This is a genomic window from Thioalkalivibrio sp. ALE22 (assembly GCF_000381445.1).
Taxonomy (GTDB): Bacteria; Pseudomonadota; Gammaproteobacteria; order Ectothiorhodospirales; family Ectothiorhodospiraceae; genus Thioalkalivibrio.
Window position 1 is genome coordinate 86,927 of the sequence record NZ_KB906508.1, and the last position, 24,487, is coordinate 111,413.

The following is a 24,487-nucleotide window of genomic DNA, read 5'->3' on the forward strand; positions in this document are numbered from 1 at the left end:
CCGACGGACCACTTCATTCTACTCCGCGCCGCGGCAGCAACCACCCGAACAGAAGATGGGTCAACCACCAGACCCCGGTACAAAAAGCCATCACCACGCCCAGCCACGTGACCGGATGCATCCACTCCTGGACCTGGCCGCCCGGCCCCAGGACCCAGTTCACGTTGTTCTCGGGGTCCGCCAGCGCAAAGGTCAGCAGCAGGATGGCCCAGCCCAGAACCGCCATGTAGCGCCAGGCGCGCGGGTCGTAACCCAGGCGCCAGACCAGCCAGATCAGCACGAACGGCAGCGGCAGGTGGTACAGCGACAGCAGGCGCACGAACAACGGAATCTCGGGGTTGAACATGTAGTGCACGATGCCCAGCGGCGCCCAGCCCCAGACCAGCATGCTGAGCAGGAAGTCCAGCACCCAGCCCAGCTCCAGCAGGACCACGGCCACCAGCATCATGCTGGCCAGGCGACGGCTCTCCAGCCAGGCCGCGAGCAGCCCGCCCAGCAGCGCGACGTTGGAAAACCACAGGAAATTGAACCACCCGTGCACGGCCGCGTAGATCGGCACCAGCACCAGCACAAAGGCGAGATAGGCCCACTTGAACCCGCGGGGAATCCTGTCGGCCCGCGCACTCGAATACCCTGATTCCAAAAGGCTTGCCCCCGGATGCATTCCGGCTCAGGGTAGCAGGATGCACCTCACGATTCGGAAGTACGCCACCCCATGAAGCCGCTGCTGGTCCTGCTCCTCGCCCTGTTGCTGTCCGCCGCGCCGGCGCCTCTGATGGCGGAGCGCGCCGATTCGTCATCGCCAACCATCGGGCTGGCGCTGGGCTCGGGCGGCGCCGGCGGCCTGGCGCATATCGCCATCCTCCAGGTGTTCGACGACCTCGAGATGCACCCCGACCGCATCACCGGCACCAGCATCGGGGCCGTGATCGGCGGGCTGTATGCCGCTGGGCTGGATGCTGAAGAGATCCTGGACCTGTTCGATGACTTCGCCGGGTCCGAACTCGACGCCCTCACCGGGCTGGCACGCTCCGACATCAAGCTGCTGGACCTGGTCCCGCTGCGGCTGGGCCGCAACGCCCTGTTCGACTCCAGCGAATTCCTGCGCTTTCTCGCCGATCACACCGAGGCCCGTGACTTCGACGACCTGCGCATCCCGTTCTCCGTGGTGGCCACCGACTTCCGCAGTGGGGACAGCGTGGTGATCGACGAGGGCGACCTCTTCGCCGCCATCGGCGCGAGCATGGCCGTTCCGGGACTGTTCGAACCGGTGCAACATGGCGATGACCGCTACCTGATCGACGGAGGCGCCTCCAACCCGCTGCCCTACGACCTGCTCCAGGGCCAGTACGACTATGTCATCGCCGTGGATGTCTCCGGCAACGGCGCGCAGAACGACACCGAGGACATCGGCATCACGGACCTGCTGTTCAAGAGCTTCAGCATCATGCAGGGTTCCATCATCCGCCACATGACCCGGCTGGATCCGCCCGATCTTTACCTCGTCCCGGACACCGGCGGCATCCGCCTGCTGCACTTCAACCGCATTGACGAGATCCTCGAAAAGGCACAGCCCGCCGCCGACGAACTGCGCGAGCAGCTCGAGTCCCGGGGGCATGCCCTATAATCGCGGCATCGGTCGCAACGGAGGCGACCCCGCGGGAATCCAGGAGCAGCGTGGCCCACGACCCCCCCAATCCCTCGCCCGATCCCAACGACCCGTTACCGGAACCCGGCGACGGGCGCCATGAACTGTGGTTCACCCGGCGCGGCGGGCAGGTCTGCGGCCCCTACCCCCAGCGCTCCATCGGCCGCTTCCTGATCCTGGGCCGCCTGTGCCCGGATGACGAGGTCAGTCGCGACGGCGAGACCTGGTGGCGGATCGACCAGCGCCCGCACCTGATCCCCGAAGAGCTGCAGAACGCCCACACCCCGGAGGGTCGCGAACGCCTGGAGCAGGCGCGCCTGCGCGAAGACGAACGCCGCCGCGAGCGGCGTCACGACGACCCGCCGCCCGAGATCCGCGACCGCCGCAAGGGCGACCGCCGCTGCCCGGAATCACCGGAGACCCTCTCTCACCGCCAGCAATGGGCCGAGATCCTGGAACAACCGCCACCGCCCTGGAGCGGCTGGATCCGCGGGCCGCGCCCCTGGATCGTGGGCGGCTCCGCGGTTGCGCTGGCCCTCGCGCTGCTCATCGGTTTCGGCATCACGCTCGAACGCGACCCGGGACCGGACTGCGCAGCGGCACCGGCGCCCGGCATCAACTGGAACTACTGTGACCGGGCCGGCGCCGACCTGCGTGGCGTCGACCTGACGGGCGCATCCCTGCACAACACCCGCCTGGCCGGCGCGCGCTTGCACGGTGCCCGCCTCACGGACGCCGATCTGCGCTTCGCCGATCTCACCCTGACCAGCCTGGAGGGTGCGGATCTCGCCGGCGCCAACCTGACCGGGGCGGACCTGATCCGGGCGCACCTGGTCGACGCCAACCTCGAGGACGCCAATCTCGCGCATGCCAACCTGACCGGGGCCGACCTCGCGGGCGCACGCCTGGACGGGGCCCGGCTCGGGCGCAGCATCTGGACCGATGGCCGCATCTGCGCCCGCGACTCCGTCGGGACCTGCGACTAGCCCCGATCTCCCTGCGCACCCACTTCGGACTCCAGGTCGATCCCCAGTTCCCGGGCGACTTCCGCCCAGTAGGGTTCCGCCTCGCAGGAACAGCAGTCACAGGACGCGGTCACGCCTTCGTGCATGCTGAGGCGGCTGCGCGGCGCGGCAACAGCGGCTTCGGCCCGTGTTCCGGGCTGGGTGGGTTCCGTCTTCGTGTTCATCGGGCACCCCCGAACCGACTGGTATCCCTTCGAGCATAGACGGCTCCGAATGCCGCGCCAAAGCGCCGCGCCCGCCCCGGAATTCGTCCGGGCGCATGCTAAGCTTCAACTGTCCCGCCTCTTCCACGGCCACCATGATCACACGACGCGACAAGGTCCTGCTCTCGGTCTCGGCCGCGGCCCTGCTCGGCATCCTGCTGCCGCTCGCCGCCCTGGCCTGGTTCCTCTGGCAGGAGTCCGTGGTGGCGGAGGAAAAACGCCTGGCCGAACTCGCCCAGCGCCTGGGCGAAGGGACCGAGGCGACCCTGGTCGATGCCCGCGACCTGCTGGACACCCTGAACCAGCTGGAGATGGAGCCCTGCTCGCCGGAACACCTGGAACACCTGCAGGATGTGGCGATGGCCCGGCCGCATGTACGGGCCATCGGCTACTGGCGCGCGGCGGAACGCCAGTGCGGGGCCGGATTCGTCCAGGGCGAGGCCCTGACCCCGCCCCGGGCCAGCCGCATCTACGACAGCGGCGTGATCGCCTGGTGGCCGAGCACGGCAACCGCCGTGGGCGGTGTCGAGCTGTTCCTGATGCGCTTCGGACAGCACGACGTGGCCATCGACCCGCGGCTGCTGATGCCCCCCGGCCTGCTGGACAGCCAGCAGGTTGGCCTGTGGGTCGAAGGCCTGCCCATGACACGCCATCCAGCCGACGCGGACCTGCCGTCGCCCGACGCCACGCCCGCCGGTCTCAGCGTCGACCATGCCGCGGGCCGCCTGGTCAGCCACTTCTCCCTGGATACGATCTTTCCCATCGACATCATCGCGGCGCAGCCACTGGCGGCCTTCTGGGAGCGCTACCTGCCAACCCTTGTCGTGGCCGGGATCTTCGGGCTGCTGCTGGTGGCATTGTGGCTGCTCCTGGTGGTGCACTACCTGCGGCGGCGCCTGAGCCTCGCCAGCGAGTTGCGCGAGGCCATCGCCCGCGACCGCCTGAGCGTGGAATACCAGCCCATCGTCGACCTCGCCGATGGCCGCTGCCGGGGGGCGGAGGCCCTCGCACGCTGGCACCGCGAGGGCGACGAGACCATTCGTCCGGATGTGTTCGTGCCCCTGGCCGAGGACACCGGACAGGCCACCGACCTGACCCTCGCGATCCTGCGCGCCATCCTCCACGACCTGGGGGATCATCTGCGGGCGCATGCCGAGCAGACCGTCAACCTCAACATCACCGGCCACGACCTGGCCTCCGATCGCTTCGGGGACGCCCTGCGCAAGGCCCTGCGCGAGGCGGGCGTTGCCCCCGCCTCGATCAAGCTGGAACTGACCGAACGCTCGCTACTGAACGAAGACGCCGTGCGCGGCCGCCTGCGGGAACTGCGCGGGCGCGGGCACCGCATCGCCATCGACGACTTTGGCACAGGATATTCAAGCCTTTCCTATCTGGAACATTTCGAACTGGATACACTGAAGATCGACAAGACCTTCGCCGATGCCATCGCCCACGAGGCGGTAACCAGCAGCGTGATCGGCCACATCATCGAGATGGCCCGTTCCCTGAAGCTGCACATCGTCGCCGAAGGCATCGAATCGCCCCACCAGGCCGAATGGCTGCGCCAGCAGGGCGTGGACGGCGGACAGGGCTACCTGTACAGCCGCCCCCTGCCCGCTCAGGCCTTCCTGGACTGGTGCCGCAACCACTGAGGAGAGCATGCCCAATATCCCCACCCCGCGCCTGCCGGGACGCGCCCTGACACTGGCCCTGCTGCTGGCGGCAACCGCCACCGGCTGCGGCCTGTTGCCGGTAGAACAGGAACGCCCGGCCGCGACCGAGGACCGCCCCGCCACGACCGCCGAGCCGGCCACCGACCCGGACGGGGCCGCGGACACCCCTGCGGCCGACGAGGCCACGCCCGAGGAACCCTCGGCCGCGGCGCTGAGCCTGGCCACCTCCAAGCACGCGGAAAGCGAACGCCGCGTGGCCCTGCGCGAGCAGGGCCACGAGACGCTGGAGCCGGCCCGCGTGGGCTACTACGTGGATGTCCTCGGCGCCCGGCTGCGCCAGGAGCTGGCCGGGCAGCCCGCCACCATCGAGCACCGGGACGCGGGCATCCACGTAACCCTGAACGAAGGCAACGGCCAGGCCCGTGCGCTGGACACCATTGGTCACCTGCTCCACGAATTTCGCGCCAGCCTGATCACCCTCGTGGCCTATCGCGACGGCCCGGACCCCGACTCCGACGACGGCGCGGAGACCCCCGCCGCAGGCGATGCCCTGAACGCGGGCAAGCGCCTGCAGGATGCCGGCGTGGCACCCGAGCGGCTGGTACTGCGCAGTATGGGTATCGGTACAGTGAACACGAACCCGGGCAGCCCCGTCCGGACCCCGCGCCTCGAGCTGCTGATCCAGCCACTCACAACAAGCTGAAAGACGGCACAAGGACGCCTTTCGCCATGAGCGCGAACCCGCCCGAAACACCCGGTGGCACACGGGGACGGGGCGAAATTCGTGCTGATCCTGCCGGACACCGATCGGGAGAGTGCTCACACCCTCGCCGAACGCTGCCTCCAGCGCATACGCGACGAGGCGATCCCTCACGCCAGTTCGCGCATTACCCCGACGCTCACCGCCAGCGCCGGGGTGAGCAGCATCATCCCGGACGCGACGGGCGGCGCCGCGCGGCTGGTCGAGGCCGCGGACCGCGCGCTGTACCAGGCCAAGCGCAATGGCCGCAACCGGGTCGCGATCACGGACTCCCCGAGGGCCGGCTGAACCATTGCCATCGCCAGCGATCTCAGGGAAAACCGATACGCGTGCGTGACGGGGACACGATCGGCCGCTAACGCCCGAATCCGTGATCCATACCCGATTCCGCCGGGCGCTACGCGCCGTCATCTGGAAAACGCCCCGGTTTCGGACCAGACTCCGGGGAATCCGGCACTCGGGAGGGCGAAACGGACATGACCAGCCTGCATGACCCCGCGCGCGAACCCGCGCTGTACCGAACCCTCGGCGTCACCCTGCCCCCGATCGCGGCCTACCGCTACGGTGCCGCCGCCCACAGCTGCGCCGCCCCCATCGCCATCGTCTGGGCCGCGGCCCTGGTCTCCATTGCCTATGCCCTGTGGACCGGCCTCGGGGGTGCTTCGGGGCACGCCGCCTTCCCGCTGGCCATCGGGGTCTTTCTGTGGGGGTTTGCCACCGTGTGGACCTTTCTGGTGGTACGCAATGTACAGGCCGACCCCTCGCTCGCCGATCCCGGCCTGCACGCACGACGGGTGCGTCAACAGGAGGATGACCACGACCCGCTGGATCAGCTGGAGTCCCGCGAGGACCCGCACTGACCTCTACGGGCGCTCCCGCACCCGGCGACAGGCGGTCGCGTAGCGCGAGCCAAATCTCCCTCTGAAGTACCGTTTGCGCGGTCGCGGACCTCCTGCCAGACTCCGGAAGACGCGATCGGTGGGAAGGGGCCACCGAAACCGCGACCGACAGGGGGAAGTGCATGAGCGATTCGTCCGGGGTGGAGATCCAGTACCAGGAACTGGTGGAACATCACCCCTTCATCATCATCTGCTATCACCCCGACACGACCATCCTCTATGCCAACCAGGCCGCCCACGAATTCTTCGCGGCCCCGCCCGGCGGGCTGGTGGGCCACCGCTGGATCCACGACCTGCCCGACGAGCGCCAGGCGGAAAACCGGGCCGACCTGCTGCGCTACACCCCCGATGCCCCGGTGCGCACCATCGAAAACCCCGTCCAGCGCGGCGATGGCGCGGACCGCTGGGTTCGCTGGACCAGCCGCGCGTTCTTCGACGGGGCCGGCCGGATCACCCACTTCCAGACCCTGGGCATCGACGTCACCGAGCGCCGGCAGACCGAGTCCCTGCGCGACAACCTCCTGGGGAGCCTGGCCGAAGGCGTGTTCGGCATCGATGCCGACGGTCACTACACCTTCCTCAACCCCGCCGCCCGCGAACTGCTGGGGTTTGCGACGGAGGAAGAAGCTCTGGGCCGCAACTCGCACGAGCTGTCCCATCACAGCCGCCCCGATGGCCAGCCCTTCCCGGCCACGGAATGCCCCGTGTACCGGGTCCTGCGTACCGGGGAACCGCTGCAGGCCTGCGAGGAATACTTCTGGAGCCGCGCCGGGCACGGGTTTCCTGTACTGATCAACGTGGCCCCCCTGTTCAATTCCCGCAACCGGGTCACCGGCGCGGTGGTCTCCTTCCAGGACATCACCGAGCGCCAGGCCGCGCGCGAGGCCCTGGAGCAGCGTGAATGGGAACTCCAAGAGGCCCAGCAGATTGCTCATCTGGGCAACTGGATCTCGGATTTCGAGGCCGGCAGGATCCGCTGGTCCAGCGAAGTCTTCCGGATCTTCGGCCTCGAAGCGGACCAGTGGGGCGCGACCCACGAGGCCTTCATGCGGGCCGTGCATCCGGACGATCGCGAGCGCGTGCAGCATGCCGTCGACGCGGCCCTGACCCCGGAGGGCCCGGACTACGACATCGAACACCGGATCGTCCGCCCCGATGGCAGCGTCCGCATCGTGCACCAGCGCGGTAGCGTGGACTTCGACTCCCGAGGCCAGCCCCAGCGCATGGCCGGTGTGGTGCACGACATTACCGAGCGCCGCGAGGCGGAGCGGCGGCTGCATTTCATCACCTATCACGACGCCCTCACCGGCCTGCCCAACCGGACCCGGTTTGCCGAGCGCGCCGAGCAGGCCGTGGTGGATGCCGAACGCCTGGGACGCCCGCTGGTACTCGCCCATATCGGGCTCGACCGCTTCAAGAGCGTCAACGAAGGCATGGGCCAGGCCACCGGTGACGAGGTCCTGCAACATGTGGCGCGGCGGCTGGAGAACCGCCTGCCCGTGGGCGGCGTCCTGGCCCGACTGGGCGGGGACGAGTTCGGCGCCCTGCTGCCGGTGGAAGCACCCGGCGCGGTCGCCGGATCGGTCACCCGCCTGCTGGAACCCCTGCGCCGAGTCATCAAGGCCGGGGAACACGAACTCTACGTCCCGGGCTCAATCGGGGTCGCCGTGTATCCGCACGATACCCGCGACATCGCCGACCTGATGCGGCGCGCCGAATCGGCGATGCATCAGGCCAAGCGTACCGAGGGCAATGCCATCGAATTCTGCTCCGGCGACCTCAACAGCGACGTGCGCAAGCGCGTCTCGCTGGAGGGTCAGCTGCGGCGCGCGGTCGACCACCACGAGGGGTTCTTCCTGCATTACCAGCCACGGGTGGCCGCGCAGGATGGGCGCGTCGTCGGCGTCGAGGCCCTGCTGCGCTGGATGGACCCCGGCGGTACGGTGCATTCGCCCGGCGGCTTCATCCCGATCCTCGAGGAGACCGGGCTGATCGTCGAGCTGGGCCAGTGGATCCTGACCGAGGCCTGCCGCCAGTGCCGGGCCTGGCATCAGGCCGGACTCCCCGCCGTGCGGATGTCCGTGAACCTGGCCGCCCCCCAGTTCCGGGATCGGCAAATGGCCCACTGCATTGACCGTGTGCTGGAAGAGACGGGGCTGGACGCCAATGCCCTGGAACTGGAGGTCACCGAAAGCATGCTGATGGCCGACATCGAGCAGGTAATCCGTACCCTGGGCCAGTTCCGCGAGCGGGGCGTGCGGGTGGCCCTGGATGATTTCGGTACCGGGTATTCCTCGCTGGCCTACCTGCGCCGCTTCCCGCTGGACGTGCTGAAGATCGACCGCTGCTTCATCGCGGATCTGGCGCCCGGGACCAGTGATGCCGCCATCGTCCGCACCATACTGGGCCTGGCCGACAACCTCGGTCTCGAATCCGTCGCCGAGGGCGTGGAGACCTCGACACAGAAGGACTTCCTGGAGGCGGAGGGCTGCCAGACCCTGCAGGGCTTCCTGTTTGCCCGCCCGCAGGCAGCGGCGGACTGCGAACGCCTGCTCGCGCGACCCGCGGCAACCGGCGCACAGTCGGGCCACAGCGCCTGATCACTGCGTGCCAACAACCCCGGCACCGCAGGGAGACATGCAAGGGCGTCCGCCCAGCGGCTACGATGGCACACCATCCACCGGAGGCCACCGCGTGCGCCCACTCCTCGTCCTCGCCGGAATCGTCCTGCTCGCCGGCTGCAGCGCACTGCCCCGCGGCGACGACGCGCCGCGCGAGGTGTCCTACATCTGCGCCTACGGGCCCGAGTTCACCGCCACCTTCGAAGACGACCAGGCCCTGCTCGCTTTCAATGGTGCCCGGGCCCGCCTGCAGGCCACCGAGACCGCCTACGGCGGACGCTACGCCAACCCTACCGACGAGATCGTGTTCTGGACGCGGGACGACGCGGCGATGCTGGAGATGGTCGGCGTGTTCTGGAGCTGCCGCGCCCTGCCCCCGCGCCGATGAGCGCCCGCACCACCGACTTTGTCCGGCAGGCCACCGGCGCCCGCCAGGCGGAACGCGAGCAGGTGATCCAGACCCTGTGGAGCGGCTACGGGGAGATCGTCCGCTACCGGCTGCAAGGGACCGACCAGCCGACGGTCATCCTCAAGCACGTGGTCTTCCCCGACGCAATGGACCATCCGCGGGGCTGGAGCAACGACCGCTCGCATCAGCGCAAGGTTCGCTCCTACCAGGTGGAAATGGCCTGGTATCGCGACTGGACCGGCCTCTGCAACCCCGTTAGCCGTGTGCCCCACTGCCTGGCCACCGGGACCATCGGCGACGAGCACCTGCTCCTGCTGGAAGACCTCGACGCCGCCGGCTTTGCGCGGCGCAAGGAACACCTGACCCGCGCCGAGGCGCAGCACTGCCTGCACTGGCTGGCCCGCTTTCATGCACGCTTCCTGGGACACGCCCCGAAGGGGCTGTGGCCCGAGGGCAGTTACTGGCACCTGGCCACCCGCCCGGACGAATGGGCCGCCATCGAGGACCCGGCGATTCGCGCCGCGGCGCCCGTGCTGGACGCCGCCCTGACCGGTGCCCGCCACCGCACGCTCGTCCATGGCGACGCCAAGGTCGCGAACTTCTGCTTCACGCCCGGGGCCGACGCCGTCGCCGCCGTCGATTTCCAGTACGCAGGCGGTGGCTGCGGGATGCGCGACGTGGCCTATTTCCTCGGGAGCTGCCTGGACGAACGGGAACAGGAGGCCTGGGAGGCCGAACTGCTGGAGGTCTATTTCGCCGCCCTGGGCAAGGCCCTGCACGCGGAGGGCAAGGGAGACGTGGCCGGGGCCGTCGAGCGCGAGTGGCGCGCACTGTTCCCGGTGGCCCAGGCCGACTTCTACCGCTTCCTGGTCGGCTGGATGCCGGACCACTGGAAGATCCACGACTACAGCCGGCGCACGGCCCTCGCGGTGATCCACCGCATTCAGGACGAAGGCGATTCCGGCACCGGCCCAGAGTCCATCCCGGGGCCCATCTCGGGATCCAGCCCCAGCTCCTCCGCGACTTCCAGCCAGTAGGGCTCCGCCGAGCAGCTGCCCCAGGCCGCGGTCGTGCCTGCCGGTTTCGCGTCCGGGGTGGGCGCTTCACTCGCCGATTCGGTGTTGTTCCGGCTCGTTTCGGTCGTCATCGGTGAATGATGGCATGTCCGGGCGCCCATCACGGAGCGGGAGAGTCGGCCGCGGCCGCGCCCGCCGCGCCGGAAAACCCGGGACCGCGCACATCCTCGGTTGACCAGCCGCGGTTGCTGTCACGTCCCGTAACCCACCACTCGTGCACGAACAGACGCAGCGGGCCCCGCACCCGCTCCTCGAAGCGGGTCGGCAAGGTGAATCCCTCGACCTCGGCATACTCCAGGAAGGTCGTGTCCACGTGGGCACCCTGGGTCGGTCCAAAGCCGTTCAGCGTGATGTGCACGCGATAGAGCAGGTCCGTCTCCGGATGGATCCACATCACCACCTGGTCCCGGTCGGCCTTGCCAAAACCCGGCTCGAGGGTGGCCAGGACGCGCCGATAACGCACCCCGCCCTCGCGCCGATCCTCCAGGCGCTCGAAACCCGTTGCCCGATGCTTCACGAAGCTGGGTCCGTAATGAAACAGCTCGCCGGCATCCGTGGTCATCGCGCTGGCACGTATCCGCTCGGGATCCGTGCTGCGTTCGCCGTCGTAGAACACCCGAAACACGTCGCCATGGCGGTACACGCTCTTGGTGCCCTCCGGTCCGGTGTAGTGGAGGGCGTACAGATCATCGGCGGGGCGGAAGCGCTCCTCCCCCACCCCGCGGTAGCCCGCGTCGGCCACCAGCGGCTGGATGCGCTGGATCATGCGCCCCCATTCGCCATCGGTCGCCTGATTCAGGTCGCCGTCGAACGCGCGCAGATCTCCACCGTGCGCCGCGAGCGTGCGCTGGAACAGGGCGTCCGCCGTCAGTCCATCCTCGAACGTCGCCCCAGGACCGGGCTGGGGAAAGGTCCCGCCACAGCCGGCCAGCAGCACGGCCAGACCAAGCCACAGAACCGCCCACGAGCCTCCCGAACGTGCTGAATGCCCCATGCCATCGCTCCTTGCGATAAATGTCTGTACTTTTCTTGTACACGACCTGTACAGTGTTTTCAACGACACAGGTCGTTCCCTCACTGTCCGGAGTCCACCATGACATCCATCTTCCCTTCCCGAGCCGACGCCGCAGCCGCTTCCGACGCGCCCGCCAACCCCGTGCTCGAGGCGATTCGCGAGGCGGTCGCCTACATCGAATTCACCCCGCGCGGCCAGATCCTCGACGCCAACGAGCGTTTCCTCCAGGCCGTGGGCCACAACCGCGAGGACGTGATCGGGCAGCACCACCGGATGTTCTGCAGCCCGGAATACGCCCGTTCGCTGGAGTACCGCGACTTCTGGCGCCGCCTGGCGGCCGGGGAATCGCGCGCCGGAACCTTCCCCCGGGTGACACGCTCGGGCGAAACCCTCTGGCTCGAGGCCACCTACTTTCCCGTGCGCGACGCCAATGGGCGGCTGGAGAAGGTGGCGAAACTGGCCTATGACGTGACCGAGCGGCAGGCTCAACTGCGCGACCAGGCTGCGGTGTTTACCGCGCTGGACCGGTCCATGGCCGTCATCGAATTCACCCCGGACGGCGTGATCCTCAAGGCGAACGACAACTTCCTCAGGGCCGTGGGCTACGATCTCGACGCGATCCGCGGCCAGCACCACCGCATGTTCTGTGACGAAGCCTTCTACCGCGATCATCCGGACTTCTGGGAGCGCCTGGCGCACGGGCAGTTGATGAGCGGCAAGTTCCGCCGGCTCACGGCATCCGGTGAGGAGCTGTGGCTGGAGGCTACCTACAACCCGATCCTTGATGAACACGGACGGGTCGAGAAGGTGATCAAGTTCGCCACGGACATCACCGCCAGCGTGCATACCGCCGAACGCACCCGCGAAGCGACGGCCGTCGCCCACGAGATGGCGCAGAAGACCGCGGAACATGCCCGCCGCGGCGCGGATTCGCTGCAACAGAACGCCCGCCATACCGAGCAGATCCGCAGCGAGGTCAGCGGCACCCAGGAGGCCGTGGAACGCCTGAACGCCGAGGCCCGCAACATCGAATCCATCATCGAGACCATCCGCACGGTGGCCGAAACCACCCGGATGCTGTCGCTGAACGCCGCCATCGAGGCCGCCCGTGCCGGCGAACAGGGGCGCGGCTTTGCCGTGGTCGCCCAGGAGGTGCGCAAGCTCGCCGCCAACACCAGTGAGGCCACCACCCGCATCGCCGAGGTGATCAACGGCAACCTGGAACGCACCCGCGAGATCGGTGAACGCATCGAGACCGTGCGCGAGATCGCCGAACAGGCCGACGCCCAGGTGCAGACCGTGCAGGGCATCGTCGACGAGATCCACGACGGCGCGAATCTCGTGGTCGAATCCGTCGCCTCCATCCCCCGCGACGGGCACTAACCGTCTTACGGGTCCGCGAGCGGTCTACGCCTGGCTACGCCTCGCGGCGGTCGCGGGTCTGCCGCTCCTGTGGCAGGCCCGACCAGAGTTCATCGAGATCGGGGAACGGCCATGCGGCCGGATCCTCGCGCGCAGCAATGGCCTCCTGCTGGTGCGGCGCGGACAGATCCACGATCTTCGGGGGGATCCGGCAGCCCGAGCTGGTGGAGTAGAAGATCTTCACGACCGGCTTGAGCAGGGAGCCAGACGACTGGTCGACGACCACCCCGATGCGGCCGGATTCCAGGCGTACGAGCGAGCCCACGGGGTAGATCCCCAGGCTCTTCACGAAGGCCTGGAACACCCGGGGATCGAAGTGGCCGTCCGCCCACTCGGCCATCTTGCGAATGGATTCGCCCGGATCCCAGCCCGCCTTGTACGGCCGGTTCGAGGTGATCGCGTCGTAGACATCGCAGACCGCGCCCATCTTCGCGTGCAGGGTGATCTGCTCGCCGGTCAGCCCCTCGGGATATCCCGAGCCGTCCATCTTCTCGTGGTGATGCAGGCAGACGTCCAGGGTCACCGGATCAAGCGCGTGCGCGGACGCCTGCAGGATTCGGTGCCCCTCCGCCGGATGGCGTTTCATCACGGCGAACTCCTCCGCGGTCAGCTTGCCCGGCTTGTTCAGCACCTCCAGCGGCATCGCGGCCTTGCCGATGTCGTGCATCAATCCCGCCTCGCCGGCCGCCAGCAGGGCCTCGTCCTCCAGCCCCAGTTCACGCCCCAGCGCAACCATCAATGCACAAACCGCCACCGAGTGCATGTAGGTGTAGTCGTCCGCGTTCTTCAATCGCGCCAGGCTGACCAGCGCGCGGGAGTTGCGGGTGACCGAATCGGTGATCTCCTCGACCACCTTGCGCGCCAGTTCGGTATCCACCGCGCGGCCCATCCGCGCCTCGCCGAAGATCGACGTCATGGCCTGGCGCGACTTCCGGCAGATGGTGGCCGCCCGCTCCAGCTCCTCCCGGGTCGAGGCGGGCTCCCGGTCGCGCCCCGTATCCGGGATGAACTGCAACGGCGCCGGCACCGCGGCGTCGCGCTCCTCCGGCGTCACAACGGCCTCCACGGCCTCCGTGTCGCGCCCCCTGGAGGTGTCGATCCACACCTCGCGGATACTGCTGTCCCGCAGGCTCGCCAGATCCTTCGGGTCATCCAGCAGGAAGCGCGTACGCCAGAAGGGATGCTCCATCCACGACCCGCACAACTCGCGGATAAACATCCCGCAAACGACGTGCTCCACCTTGATCTTCTTCAGCATTCGTGTCCCAGGTTCGTCGAGTCAGGGCACGGGGCGCCCCGCGGCCGGGATTATCCTGCCACTACCGGAGAGCCACAAATCGCGGCTAACGGCGCCTAACGAGAAGCCTTGCTAGGATGCCGGTCATCCACCGGGAGGACGTTCATGAGCAGCAAGATCATCGAGGTCGTGGGACCCGCCGGGCACCTGGACACCGTGCTGGGCATCGCCGAGGGGCTCGCGATCGACGTGCTGTGGCACGGCGTGGACGAGAACCGCGACCGCATGGCGGTGCACATGCTGGTCAGCACCGAGTACCGCCAACGCCTGATGGACGACCTCTACCGTGTACTCGGCGCGTCCGAGACCGCGCGTATCCTGGTGCTGCCGGTCGAGGCCGTACTGCCGGACCCCTTTCAGGAGCCGAAAGAGGCCGACAAGGAGGCGGCCGGCAAGAAGGCCCGCGCCGTGTCACGCGAGGAGCTCTACACCAACGTCGCCGGCGGGGCGGATCTCACCGGCCAGTTCCTGCTGCTGACCGTGCTGTCCACCATCGTGGCCGCGATCGGCCTGCTGGAGAACAACGTGGCCGTGGTCATCGGCGCCATGGTCATTGCGCCCCTGCTGGGGCCCAACCTGGCGCTGGCGCTGGGCACCTCCATGGCGGACACCCGGTTGATCGGCCGCTCCCTGCGCACGAACGCGGTGGGCCTGGGGGGTGCCATCCTGATCGGGATGCTGCTCGCCACGGTCATGTCGGTGGATGTGGGTGCCCGCGAGCTGCAGATGCGCACCGAGGTCGGACTGGATTCGGTCGCGCTGGCCCTGGCCTCCGGTGCCGCGGCCGTGTTGTCGCTGACCACCGGCCTGCCCACGGTGCTGGTCGGCGTGATGGTCGCCGTGGCCCTGCTCCCGCCGGCCGCGACCGTCGGGATCATGCTCGGCTCCGGCGAATTCTCCGCCGCGTACATGGCGGCCCTGCTGCTCGCGGTGAACGTAGTCTGCGTAAACCTCGCGGCCAAGCTCGTCTTCCTCTACCAGGGCGTACGCCCGCGCGGCCAGGCGCAGCAGGCAGCCGCCGCGCAAAGCATGGCGGGCTACCTCCTGCTATGGGCCATCACCCTCGCCCTGCTGGTCTTTCTGATCCTCGAGGCGGACGTCACGCTGTAGTCTCGCCCCCGGCGCCACGCGCGGCTTTGACCCCGTCCACCGCTTCGCCTAATCTCACGACTGGGTGGCGATCCTTCAGGATCGGTGGCGAACATACCGGAATGGATCCGAATGGGCCGCGACCACCCGACAGGGAGGAACCCGCCCCATGCCCCTGCGCATGCCCGGCTTGATCGCCAGACTCGGCCCCTGGCTTCGCCCCGCTCTGCTCGGACTGGGGGGCCTGCTTTGCCTGCCCGCCGTGGCCTCCGTGGCCCCGGAGCCGCTGCCCGACAATCGGGGGGCCTATCTCTCGCCCTATACGGCGCAGGGGGATCTCGCCGGCTGGGTCGACGAGGCCGTGGGCGAATCCTCCCGCGACATCGCGGGTCTCGCCGGGCGGCTGCTGCAGACCGCCGCAATGGCCTATGGCGCGCAGCAGACGCATCGCATGAGCGGCCTGCTCGATCATGCCAGCCGCACCGCCGGTGTCCCCGCAATGGATTTCGGCAGCGCTCTGGTCGCCGCCACCGAGCCCGGCCGCACCCCCGCCGGCGGACTGGAACAGGTCACCGCGATCCTCGGAGAGCTGGGCCGGCACGGACTGGTCGGCGAGCATGCCGGGCACCAGGTGCGCCAGCTCGCGCGCGTGCTGGAGGACCCGGAAGCCGCCGTGCGCGGCGAGCTCGAACGCCTGCAGATCGGATCGCGGGATGTCGCCGGGGTCTTACGGGATCTCGAGCGCCTGCCACACGGACAGCGCCAGGACGTCCTGCGTGCGCTGGGTGACGACACCGCCCCGGCGCTCGAACTCCTGCTGGACGCGGGGCATCAGCGCCTGGACCGCGAGATCCGCGAACTCTCCCGGCCCCGTGGCGCCCCGGCCAGTGCCACCGGCAGCCTCTTTGGCCTGCTGGCGCGCGATGGCAATGCCGGCCTTTTCGGCGCCGGCGAGGTCCTGCAGCGCCAGCTGGGCGATCACGCCCTGCGCCAGGGGGCCGATCTGGGGATGGGCTTCTTCGCCCTGTTCGACGGCTTGTCGCAGACCCACCGCCAGCTCGAACTGACCCCGGAGCGCATGGCGCGCTACCGCCAGGCCGCCGACCGCTCCTTCAACGATCTCGACAGCCTGCTGGTGCACACCATGGTGCACTACCGCACCCGGCGCGACTTCGCCCGCGCCAGCGAGGCCGTGATGCTCCTCTACCCCGAGGCGCGCCCGCGCATGGACGCCGCCCATCGCGTGGCGGGCGACATCATCACCGCCGAATGGCACCGCATGCAGCAACGCATGGACCTGCAATGGCAGTAAACCCACGGAGAACCGACTGATGCGCACCCACCCGATACCCACCCGTTTCCTTGCTCTGGGCCTCGCCCTGACCCTCGGCCTGGCCGCCACGGCGGCCCACGCCACCCCGGGCGCCGACCGCCAGTTCGACCGCAACATTCAGGCGGTGGACACGGCCCTGCTGGAACCCGGCACCCGCGCGCTGCTGGACACCTATCGCAACGAACGCGGCTCGCGCGAGGCGCGGCAGATCAGCCGCCAGGCCCTGCCGGGACGCGGCGCCACGCAATGCGCCTGGGACGACCGCTACCGCGCCATGGCCAACCTCGAAACGCCGGCCGAGGTGATCTTTGCCCGCGCCCTGGTCACCAACAAGGGACGCGGTTCGGTGGACCTGGGCTTCGACCGCTTCGAACTGCATGCCGATGGCGCCTGCCCGGATGCGGTCGACAACGGGCCCGTCAGCTTCTGGATGACCTGGTACCAGAACCACCAGGCCATGGAACCGGCGGCCGTCTCCAGCATCGAGGAGGCGCGGCGACTGTACGCCGCCTCCGCCATGGACAGCAGCATGAAGATGGTCATGCGCTTCGACGGCGAGATGCGGGACGGCCAGCCCCACGGGCGCTTCCGCGTGATCCAGACCAATCACACCCCCGAGATGCAGGGTATGCGCGGCGGCCATGTCAGCAGCCATGCGCTGGGTTATGTCGAATTCGAGGCCGGCGAGCGGATCCGGCGGCTGATCGTGACCGAGATGGCCCACGGCGCCACCCTGGTCTACCTGGAACAGCCCCACGGCGAGGCGCACATGCTCAACTACTGGGTCCTGCACGGGGCCGGCATGCACATGGGCGACCATTACCCGACCAACGCCGCGGGCGAGATCGACGGCCGCTTCGTCCGCCTGCGCAGCAACGAGAACCCGCCCGAGATCAACACCTGCGTGCGCGGCAACCTCCCGGCCGCCGCCACCGCCTGCGACTAGCCCGTCAAAGCCGGTGCGGGCGCCGACCCGCACCGGACAACTGGATCCCCGCGCGACCCAGCCGGCAACAGGCCCGGGCCATGGCGGACCCCGGCCGGCGTTTTCCCGCGCATGGGCTACACTCGGGAAATAGGTCGCGATCTCGTACATTCCGGATCGCGGCCGTGAGCCGCGCCCCGCGATGAGGCGGCCCGCACTGCAGCAACCGGCCCGGGATCGGCCAAAGGAAGTGCGCGATGTCCAGGTTCGAATCGGCTCCCCCCTCCGCCGGCGGCCTTCGGTATTCCGACCACCTCGCCCGCACGACCCTGCGCGCCTGGGTCGGCATGTCGTTTGTCACCGCGAGTGCGCTGATCCTCGGTGGGCTGATCCTTTCCTGGCTGATCGTCTACACCGCGGGCGGGGCCGACAGTATCGTCCCGCATTTCTATTACGTTCCCATCCTGTTTGCCGCAGCGCGCTTCGGCGCCAGCACCGCGCTGGTCGTGGCCCTGGTCGCCGGCGTGCTGGCCGGCCCCCTGACGCCGGTGGATGTCGCGGCCGGCACCGCCCAGGAGACCGAGCGCTGGCTGACGCGCACCGGCTTCTTCATCGGTATCGGACAACTGATGGCCTGGCTGGTCATCCCGGCGCTGCATCCGGTCACCGAGGAGCTGCGGCGGATGCGCCAGGAATTCGATATCCGGCGCGGGCTTCGGCACAACGAGTTCTTCCTGCGCTACCAGCCGATCTACTCCCTGGAGCTGGAACGCCACGTCGGGGTCGAGGCACTGATCCGCTGGCAGCACCCCATTCGCGGCGAACTCGCCCCGGCCGACTTCCTGGATGTAGCGGAGGACTCCTCGCTGATCCACGACATCAGCGACCGGGTGCTGAACGAGGGCTGCCGCCAGGCCGCTGAATGGAGGGCCCAGGCCACCAAGCATGGCCACCCACCCTGGTACGTCGCGATCAATCTCTCGGCACACGACATCGTGCGACCCGAAATGGCGGCCCACGTCGCGGCCGCGCTAGAGCGGCATCAACTCCCGCCGGAGCTGCTCCACATCGAACTGACGGAAACCGTGCTGGCCATGGACAATGCCACCGACACCCTGCACCAGTTCAAGTCGCTGGGTGTCCCGCTGGCCATCGACGACTTCGGAACCGGCTATTCGTCCCTCGCCTACCTCAATCGCTTCCCCATCGACATCCTGAAGATCGACCGCCACCTGATCTCCGGGCTGGGCCTGGATCCCTCCGCGCGGGACCTGTCGCGGGGCATCGTCCTGCTGGCCGACTCCCTGGGTCTGCGCACGATCGCCGAAGGGGTGGAGACCCGGGAGCAACTGGAGATCGGCCGCCAACTCCGATTCGACTGCGTGCAGGGCTACTACTTCGCCCGCCCGCTGCTGGCCAAAGAGATCCCGACCTTGCTGCTCTCCGACGCGCCTCGCACCGGCGGGCTCCACGCGGTCCACTACTGACCGAAGTACTCCCGCAGCAACTGGGTGGTGCGTGCCGCCGGGTCCTCGCGGATACGGCGCTCCTCATCGGCCAGGATGGTGAACAACCCGTCCAGGGCGTGATCGGTCACGTAGCGGTCCAGATCCACGTCCAGCGCCTCCAGGCCGGGAATGCGTCCCGCCGCATCCCGCAGCGGCTGGTACACGCGATACACATCCGCCCGCTCCATCTGCTCCCGGACAATGGGCATGTAGCGCTCGCGCAGGGTGGACTCCGACGCCCCGCGCAGGTACTGCGTGGCGGCATCATCGGCACCCCGCAGCACGCCGTGAACGTCTTCGGGACGCATCCCGCGGATGGCGTCGACAAACACCGGCACCGCCTCCCGTGCCGCGGACTCCGCCGCCCGGTTCATGCGCCGCTCCAGGTCCTCCACTTCGCGCGCGAACCCGACGCGGCGCAGCACATCCCCGGCCTGCTCCAGCTCCTGTGGCAAGCCGATGCGGATCAGCGCGTTCCCCCAGTAGCCGTCCTCGCGGCCGGTGCGTTCCACCGTGCGCTCGGTCCCGACGCGCAGGGCCTCGCGGATCGCCTCTTCGGCTCGATCACCCCCGCCCCCATCCAGCCCGAAATCGCGTACGTCCAGACCGGCGCAGGCCGTCAGCAGGAAGGGCAGAAGGAGCCAGGGGAGCAGGTACACGCGGGGCATAACAGGTGATCCATAACGGGTGTCCCGTCATGATACACAGGGTGGAAAACCCTCCGGTCCATACCCGGCGACACCCCTTGCCGCGCAGGCCCGCTTGTCCGATGGTGAACACATGAACGCCCCCCGTCCCGATTCGTCCCGGCGCCGCCGGCGCCTCGCGGCCTTCCTGATCCTGGTGGGCCTGCCCCTGCTCGCGCTGGCGATCTGGGTCGGCTGGGCCGAACACAACCCGGAGCAGGAGCGCGAACTGCGCGTGGAGGTGCAGGACCGCCTGAGCGAGTGGTTTCCGGAGGCCATGGAGCTTCCCGACGAGCTGCTCGGATTCATTCCCCGATCCGAGCGCTTCGCCGAGGACCACCCGCCGGACGTCTTGCTCCTGCACGGGCTGGACGAGCCTGGCGATATCTGGGATACGCTCGCGCCGGCGCTGGACGAAGCCGGCCTCAACGGCTGGGAGTTCCGCTACCCCAACGACCAGGCCATCGACCACAGCACGGACCTCCTGGCGGAACACTGGGGGCAACTCGAGGGCGATGCCCCGCTGATCCTGATCGGTCACAGCATGGGGGGCCTGGTGATCCGCGATTTCGTGACGCGCTACCGGCACCCCGAGGGCAAGCCGCCCCGGGTCGGGGGGCGACCAGTGGCCGGTGTCATCCTCGTCGCCACCCCCAACCACGGCTCCGAATGGGCACGGCTGCGGGTCTGGCTGGAGGTGCGCGAGTGGCTGGCCGACCTCCAGGAGCAGCGCTTCTCGCTGTTCGCCGGACTGCGCGACGGCACCGGCGCCGCCAAGATCGACCTGCGTCCCGACAGCCCCTTCCTGGCCGAACTGAATGCCCGTCCCTGGCCCGAGGCGATCCCGGTCCGCATCATCGGTGGCAAGCTCCCCGAACCCACCCCCGCCATGCGCGAGAGCCTCGCCGCGCTGGACGAGCAGATCGACCTGGAGGCCGTGGCCGGACGCATCAGCGAATGGTGGGAGCAGACCGACGAGGAACTGGGCGACGGCGTCGTACCGCTGGAGTCACTGAGCCTGGAGGGACACCCGGAGCCCCTGATTCTTGAGGCCTCGCACCGGGGGCTGCTGGTCCCAGGCCCGCTGACGGACGAGCCCCCCGCCATCGACCCGATCCTCGACATCCTCGACCAGTGGCGCGCCCGCCCCGCCAACGACTGACCGAAGCCACGGCAACCGCGAGCGGTCCCGGCCGGCCCGTGCATGCCTGGCGCAACGACGGAACGACGGAACCAACCGGGGCTGTGCCAGCATCGCGACCGACGTACGCCCCAAAAGCCCCGCTCGCCGCCACCCTGAACGACCCGCCTATGGCCGCTGCAGATCCATGTGGATCTCGATGGTGCGCAGCAGTTGCTGGCGTTCAATCCAGCCGATCGCGCGCCCGGAGGCCTCCATCACCGGGATCTGGTTGAGGTTGCGCTCGCTCATCATGCGCAGGATCGCCTCGGCCTTCGTGTCTGGCGCCACCCGGCTCAGCGACTCCACCGGGGTCATGATCTCGTCGACCCGGCGCGCGGCCCACTGCCCGCGCGGCAGCTTGCGGCTGTCGCTGAGGCTCACCAGGCCCTGCACCCGCTCCGGCGTACCCACCAGAAAGGCCCGGCGCCCGCCCGGCAGCACATCGTGGTGAATCCAGTCGTCGATGGTGGTCTCCGGGCGCACGCAGGGCGGATCCGGGCTGGCCAGGTCCCGCGCGCGCACATCGGCCAGGCGTTCCCGCATATCGAACATCCGGCCCTGCCCCTCCGCCATGGTCAGCAGGAACCAGGCGATCAGCATCATCCACAGCCCACCGATCAGGTTACCGATCACCACCAGGTTCCAGAAGGCGAAGCCGAACAGCAGGAACGCCACCACACGCCCGCCCCAAACGGCTGCCTCGGTGGCGCGGCGCGCATCACCCGTGAGCTTCCAGATCACCGCGCGGAACACCCGCCCGCCATCCAGCGGGAACCCGGGGATCAGGTTGAAGATCGCCACGATCACGTTGATCAGCGCGAGCCAGCCCAGGGCCACCGGGATCGGCTCGTACCCGTCCGCGGTGGCCTGCGCGAGCGCGGCGAAACCGAGCGCCAGTGCCACGCTCACCGCGGGCCCGGCAATGGCGATCCAGAACTCGTCCTCGGCCCGCTCCGGATCCCGCTCCATCTGCGCCACGCCGCCGAAGATGAACAGCGTGATGGACTCCACCGGTACCCCGCGCCGCAGCGCGACGATGCTGTGCCCCAGTTCATGCGCCAGGATGGACGCAAAGAACAGCAGGGCCGTCACCAGCGCCGTGCCGGCCGCCATGGCCAGGCTCCACTCCGGATACTGGTGGTGAAAGCCCGTGCTCATGCTGGCCACCAGCAGGATCAGGATGAATACCCAGCTGATGTGGAGCTGGATACGAATCCCGCGGATATGGCCAAGGATCAGGACGGTCTTGAACATGCAGCAACTCCTTGCGGCGCCAGGCTCTCCGATACCATCAGCGGTACCGACGTGGTCCGTATTATGGCGCGGCGCACTTGGCTGTCGGGGGGCACGGGGCTTGCGGAACATCCGCCGCCGTGAGTGCTCTCAATGCCATGGATATCCCCCTGCTTATCATCGGCGCCCTGCTCGTCGCCAGCCTGACCGCGTTCTTCTCCGGCGTGCTGCCCTACCCCATCGGCTGGATCATCCTGGGCATCGCCTTCATCGCGCGGCTGCTTTATCTGGCCGGGCGCTGAGCGAACAGGCGTCACGCAGACGCGGACCTGTTGTATCGTCGCGACCATGCGCAAGCCCGGAACTGCACCCGTATGACCGCCAACCGACTCATCGGCCTCTACACCGGCCGCGTGGCCCCGGATTACGCCCGAGGCCGCGCCAGCGCCATCGACAAGCAGCCGGTGGCCGGCCCGCTCGCGGTGGGGCCCCTGGGCCTGGACGGTGACGAGCAGGCGGACCCGGACAACCACGGCGGACCGGAACGCGCCCTGCTCCATTACAGCCTGGACCGGTACGACGGTTGGCAGGCGCAGTACCCGGCTCACGCCGCCCGCTTCGTCGCCTCCGGCTTTGGCGAGAACCTCGCCAGCCACGGCATGGACGAGCGCAACGTCCACATCGGCGATATCTACCGCATCGGTTCCGCCCGGGTGCAGGTCAGCCAGCCCCGTACGCCGTGCTGGAAACTCGACGTACGCTTCGACATCCCGGGCCTGGCCCGCGAGGTCCAGGACACCGGCCGCTGTGGCTGGTTCTACCGCGTGCTGCAACCGGGCACCCTCGGCGTGGGCGACACCATCGAACGGCTTGAACGCCTGCCCGACACCCTCAGCATCGCCGCCGCCATGGCGGCGGTCTACCAGCACAACCAGCGCACGCCCCTGGAGCAGCTCGCGGACTGCGAGGCCCTGGCCGCCAACTGGCGGGAGAAAGCCCGCAGAAGGCTGCGCAACGCTCCCTGTACCAACAGTCACCCACGCCTCCCCGGCGACTCCCCCAGCCGCTAAATGGCCCGTACGGAAAAGGCGGTCGCGCGCGCTGGCACCCCCGCCCGCTTTGCGCCGCTCTGCATGCCCGCGGTCAGGCCAGCAACCGAACTGGCGCCACCGAAAGACTCGGTTTAGAGTACCCATGCCCGAAACAGGGGTGTAACGGGCGCATCGTCACAACAAGACCAATAAAGAACGCTGAAAAACCATCAAAAGGAGACCCACATGCAACATTCGAAGACCCCGGCCGGGATGCAGCCGGCTTCCGGGAAGCCGCGCTTCCGCATTCTGGCTGCGCTTGCCTGCACCGCGCTTATCGGCCTCGGCTGGAGCGCATCTGCATCCGCCTTCGAGCCCGAGGCCAAGGTCGTCTACCACGTGGACTATGGCGACCCCCAACGGCTTTCCTCGATGCTGACGAGCGTCAACAACATGATGACGCACTACCAGAACGAGTTCATGGATGTCGACGTGCGGGTGGTATTCATGTCCGACGGCATACGGTTCACCACTGACAACAACCTTGAAGGCACCCCGTTCGAGTCGGATCAGGCGTTCATCGAGGAACGCGACGAACTCCGCACGCGGCTCGCCGGGCTGAAGCAAACGCACGGGGTACAGTACGAACTTTGCGACATTACCCGGACGCGCGTCCGGCTGGACCATGACGAGGTCTACGACAAGGTCAGCCTGGTTCCCTCCGGTGTCGTTCGCCTGGCGGAACTCCAGAACGAAGAAGGCTTCGCCTACATCAAGATCGACTGACCCCAGGGGCAGGGCCCCTTCCGTGTCGCGGGGCATCCAGGCGATGCCCCGTGGCATCGGGTCTTGCCGCCATCCCGCGACCAGACCGCACATCCCAGTGCCCGGCCCATCAGGGAAACCCGCAACAACGCCCCCTGGCAACACCGCTGATCAGGGACGGTCGAGTAGACGGTAATCCCGCGATCCATCATCCCGTTCGGTAACCACGAGTTCGACCTCGCGGCCCACTTCCATCGGGCTTCGCAGCTCCTGCCACAAAAACCGGACCGGACCGTCCGCGGGGGTGTCGACAACGACACGAACCCATGCCGTGTCCTCGGTCTCCCGTTCGACCTCGATCACCGGTGCCCGGATCACCTCCCGACTGGCGACGCCAGGCCCGAACCAGGGTTGTGTGCGTCAAGTTGTGCAGAAATGAGTCGGCCATGTTCGGTTGGTCCGTATGGCTCAGGCGGCCTCGGCCTGCCGGAGCAAGATCTTCTTGTGTTCTTTGAGCAGATCCATGTTCAGGTAGCGGTTGTCCTCCAGCCAGCCTTCGTGGATTTCGACGGCCAGGGCCCGCACCAGACGTAGACAGCTGTGGGTGTTGGGGAAGATCCGGACCACCCGGGTCCGGCGCCGGATCTCCTCGTTCAGCCGCTCGAGCATGTTGGTGCTCTTCATGT

Annotated in this window: 24 protein-coding genes and 1 pseudogene; 18 read left to right on the plus strand and 7 right to left on the minus strand. The window is 68.5% G+C overall.

Going from position 1 to position 24,487, the window contains the following annotated elements; translation table 11 throughout:
* Window positions 1-13: 13 nt before the first annotated feature.
* Window positions 14-571 (minus strand): hypothetical protein, encoded by a 558-nt coding sequence (locus F793_RS0110415; RefSeq protein ID WP_018866099.1) that lies wholly within the window; start codon window positions 569-571, stop codon window positions 14-16.
* A 144-nt stretch (window positions 572-715) separates the two neighbouring features.
* Here F793_RS0110415 and F793_RS0110420 point away from each other — a divergent pair, with 144 nt between their 5' ends.
* Together F793_RS0110420 and F793_RS0110425 are read left to right on the plus strand one after the other, a co-directional pair.
* The gene (locus F793_RS0110420) at window positions 716-1,627 is read left to right on the plus strand and encodes a patatin-like phospholipase family protein (RefSeq protein WP_018866098.1); all 912 of its coding nucleotides are present in this window, start codon (window positions 716-718) and stop codon (window positions 1,625-1,627) included.
* Window positions 1,628-1,677: 50 nt separating this feature from the next.
* Entirely contained in the window at window positions 1,678-2,634 is a 957-nt protein-coding gene (locus F793_RS0110425; protein WP_018866097.1) for a pentapeptide repeat-containing protein, read from the plus strand.
* Here the strand turns inward: F793_RS0110425 and F793_RS13390 are convergent.
* Window positions 2,631-2,837 carry a hypothetical protein gene (locus tag F793_RS13390; protein ID WP_018866096.1) on the minus strand — a complete coding sequence of 69 codons (207 nt, stop codon included), beginning with the start codon at window positions 2,835-2,837 and terminating at the stop codon, window positions 2,631-2,633. The two genes, F793_RS0110425 and F793_RS13390, sit on opposite strands and share 4 nt — an antisense overlap.
* Window positions 2,838-2,971: 134 nt before the next feature.
* Here F793_RS13390 and F793_RS0110435 point away from each other — a divergent pair, with 134 nt between their 5' ends.
* From F793_RS0110435 to F793_RS0110465, 7 genes and pseudogenes are all read left to right on the plus strand, one after another.
* Window positions 2,972-4,528: an EAL domain-containing protein gene (locus F793_RS0110435; protein WP_026280405.1), complete on the plus strand. Its 1,557-nt coding sequence runs from the start codon at window positions 2,972-2,974 to the stop codon at window positions 4,526-4,528.
* Between the two features lie 7 nt (window positions 4,529-4,535).
* Window positions 4,536-5,252, plus strand: coding sequence for a hypothetical protein (locus F793_RS0110440; RefSeq protein WP_018882650.1), 717 nt, complete (start codon window positions 4,536-4,538; stop codon window positions 5,250-5,252).
* Window positions 5,253-5,291: 39 nt separating this feature from the next.
* A pseudogene (locus F793_RS0110445) lies at window positions 5,292-5,597 on the plus strand (diguanylate cyclase domain-containing protein); the annotation flags it as partial.
* A 188-nt stretch (window positions 5,598-5,785) separates the two neighbouring features.
* Entirely contained in the window at window positions 5,786-6,169 is a 384-nt protein-coding gene (locus F793_RS0110450; protein WP_018866092.1) for a hypothetical protein, read from the plus strand.
* 161 nt (window positions 6,170-6,330) lie between these two features.
* A complete protein-coding gene (locus tag F793_RS0110455; protein ID WP_018882651.1) occupies window positions 6,331-8,808 on the plus strand; it encodes an EAL domain-containing protein in 2,478 nt (825 codons plus the stop codon).
* Between the two features lie 94 nt (window positions 8,809-8,902).
* Window positions 8,903-9,217: an MliC family protein gene (locus F793_RS0110460; RefSeq protein ID WP_018882652.1), complete on the plus strand. Its 315-nt coding sequence runs from the start codon at window positions 8,903-8,905 to the stop codon at window positions 9,215-9,217.
* On the plus strand, window positions 9,214-10,275 hold the full coding sequence (locus F793_RS0110465; RefSeq protein WP_018882653.1) for a phosphotransferase: 1,062 nt from the start codon (window positions 9,214-9,216) through the stop codon (window positions 10,273-10,275). Before F793_RS0110460 ends, F793_RS0110465 begins: the two co-directional genes overlap by 4 nt.
* Before the next feature lie 139 nt (window positions 10,276-10,414).
* Here the strand turns inward: F793_RS0110465 and F793_RS0110470 are convergent, their stop codons facing one another.
* Window positions 10,415-11,308: a hypothetical protein gene (locus tag F793_RS0110470; protein ID WP_028484565.1), complete on the minus strand. Its 894-nt coding sequence runs from the start codon at window positions 11,306-11,308 to the stop codon at window positions 10,415-10,417.
* A 99-nt stretch (window positions 11,309-11,407) separates the two neighbouring features.
* Between F793_RS0110470 and F793_RS0110475 the strand changes: the two genes are divergently transcribed.
* Window positions 11,408-12,712 carry a PAS domain S-box protein gene (locus F793_RS0110475; protein WP_018880042.1) on the plus strand — a complete coding sequence of 435 codons (1,305 nt, stop codon included), beginning with the start codon at window positions 11,408-11,410 and terminating at the stop codon, window positions 12,710-12,712.
* Between the two features lie 34 nt (window positions 12,713-12,746).
* Here the strand turns inward: F793_RS0110475 and F793_RS0110480 are convergent, their stop codons facing one another.
* On the minus strand, window positions 12,747-14,009 hold the full coding sequence (locus F793_RS0110480) for an HD-GYP domain-containing protein (protein ID WP_018866086.1): 1,263 nt from the start codon (window positions 14,007-14,009) through the stop codon (window positions 12,747-12,749).
* 144 nt (window positions 14,010-14,153) lie between these two features.
* Between F793_RS0110480 and F793_RS0110485 the strand changes: the two genes are divergently transcribed.
* The 4 genes from F793_RS0110485 (at window position 14,154) to F793_RS0110500 (ending at window position 18,882) form a co-directional block, all read left to right on the plus strand.
* A complete protein-coding gene (locus tag F793_RS0110485) occupies window positions 14,154-15,158 on the plus strand; it encodes a TIGR00341 family protein (protein ID WP_018882654.1) in 1,005 nt (334 codons plus the stop codon).
* 148 nt (window positions 15,159-15,306) lie between these two features.
* Window positions 15,307-16,449 (plus strand): hypothetical protein, encoded by a 1,143-nt coding sequence (locus tag F793_RS0110490; protein WP_018882655.1) that lies wholly within the window; start codon window positions 15,307-15,309, stop codon window positions 16,447-16,449.
* Between the two features lie 19 nt (window positions 16,450-16,468).
* The gene (locus tag F793_RS0110495) at window positions 16,469-17,416 is read left to right on the plus strand and encodes a hypothetical protein (protein ID WP_018882656.1); all 948 of its coding nucleotides are present in this window, start codon (window positions 16,469-16,471) and stop codon (window positions 17,414-17,416) included.
* A 236-nt stretch (window positions 17,417-17,652) separates the two neighbouring features.
* Complete coding sequence (locus tag F793_RS0110500; RefSeq protein WP_018877620.1) at window positions 17,653-18,882, plus strand: bifunctional diguanylate cyclase/phosphodiesterase; 1,230 nt, start codon at window positions 17,653-17,655, stop codon at window positions 18,880-18,882.
* On the opposite strand, the gene F793_RS0110505 is transcribed toward F793_RS0110500, so the two are convergent.
* The gene (locus F793_RS0110505; RefSeq protein WP_018882657.1) at window positions 18,876-19,571 is read right to left on the minus strand and encodes a DUF4197 domain-containing protein; all 696 of its coding nucleotides are present in this window, start codon (window positions 19,569-19,571) and stop codon (window positions 18,876-18,878) included. The two genes, F793_RS0110500 and F793_RS0110505, sit on opposite strands and share 7 nt — an antisense overlap.
* Before the next feature lie 112 nt (window positions 19,572-19,683).
* Between F793_RS0110505 and F793_RS0110510 the strand changes: the two genes are divergently transcribed.
* Window positions 19,684-20,751, plus strand: a complete 1,068-nt coding sequence (locus F793_RS0110510) for a triacylglycerol lipase (RefSeq protein ID WP_018880047.1) — start codon at window positions 19,684-19,686, stop codon at window positions 20,749-20,751.
* A 147-nt stretch (window positions 20,752-20,898) separates the two neighbouring features.
* Here the strand turns inward: F793_RS0110510 and F793_RS0110515 are convergent, their stop codons facing one another.
* On the minus strand, window positions 20,899-22,026 hold the full coding sequence (locus F793_RS0110515; protein WP_018882658.1) for a site-2 protease family protein: 1,128 nt from the start codon (window positions 22,024-22,026) through the stop codon (window positions 20,899-20,901).
* 119 nt (window positions 22,027-22,145) lie between these two features.
* Between F793_RS0110515 and F793_RS14030 the strand changes: the two genes are divergently transcribed.
* From F793_RS14030 to F793_RS0110530, 3 genes are all read left to right on the plus strand, one after another.
* The gene (locus F793_RS14030; protein WP_155985231.1) at window positions 22,146-22,307 is read left to right on the plus strand and encodes a hypothetical protein; all 162 of its coding nucleotides are present in this window, start codon (window positions 22,146-22,148) and stop codon (window positions 22,305-22,307) included.
* 72 nt (window positions 22,308-22,379) lie between these two features.
* Complete coding sequence (locus F793_RS0110525; protein WP_018882659.1) at window positions 22,380-23,075, plus strand: MOSC domain-containing protein; 696 nt, start codon at window positions 22,380-22,382, stop codon at window positions 23,073-23,075.
* 207 nt (window positions 23,076-23,282) lie between these two features.
* Window positions 23,283-23,822, plus strand: coding sequence for a DsrE family protein (locus F793_RS0110530; RefSeq protein WP_018882660.1), 540 nt, complete (start codon window positions 23,283-23,285; stop codon window positions 23,820-23,822).
* Window positions 23,823-24,269: 447 nt separating this feature from the next.
* Here F793_RS0110530 and F793_RS0110540 read toward each other — a convergent pair.
* The coding region (locus F793_RS0110540; protein ID WP_019558383.1) for a transposase at window positions 24,270-24,487 on the minus strand (218 nt) is incomplete at its 5' end.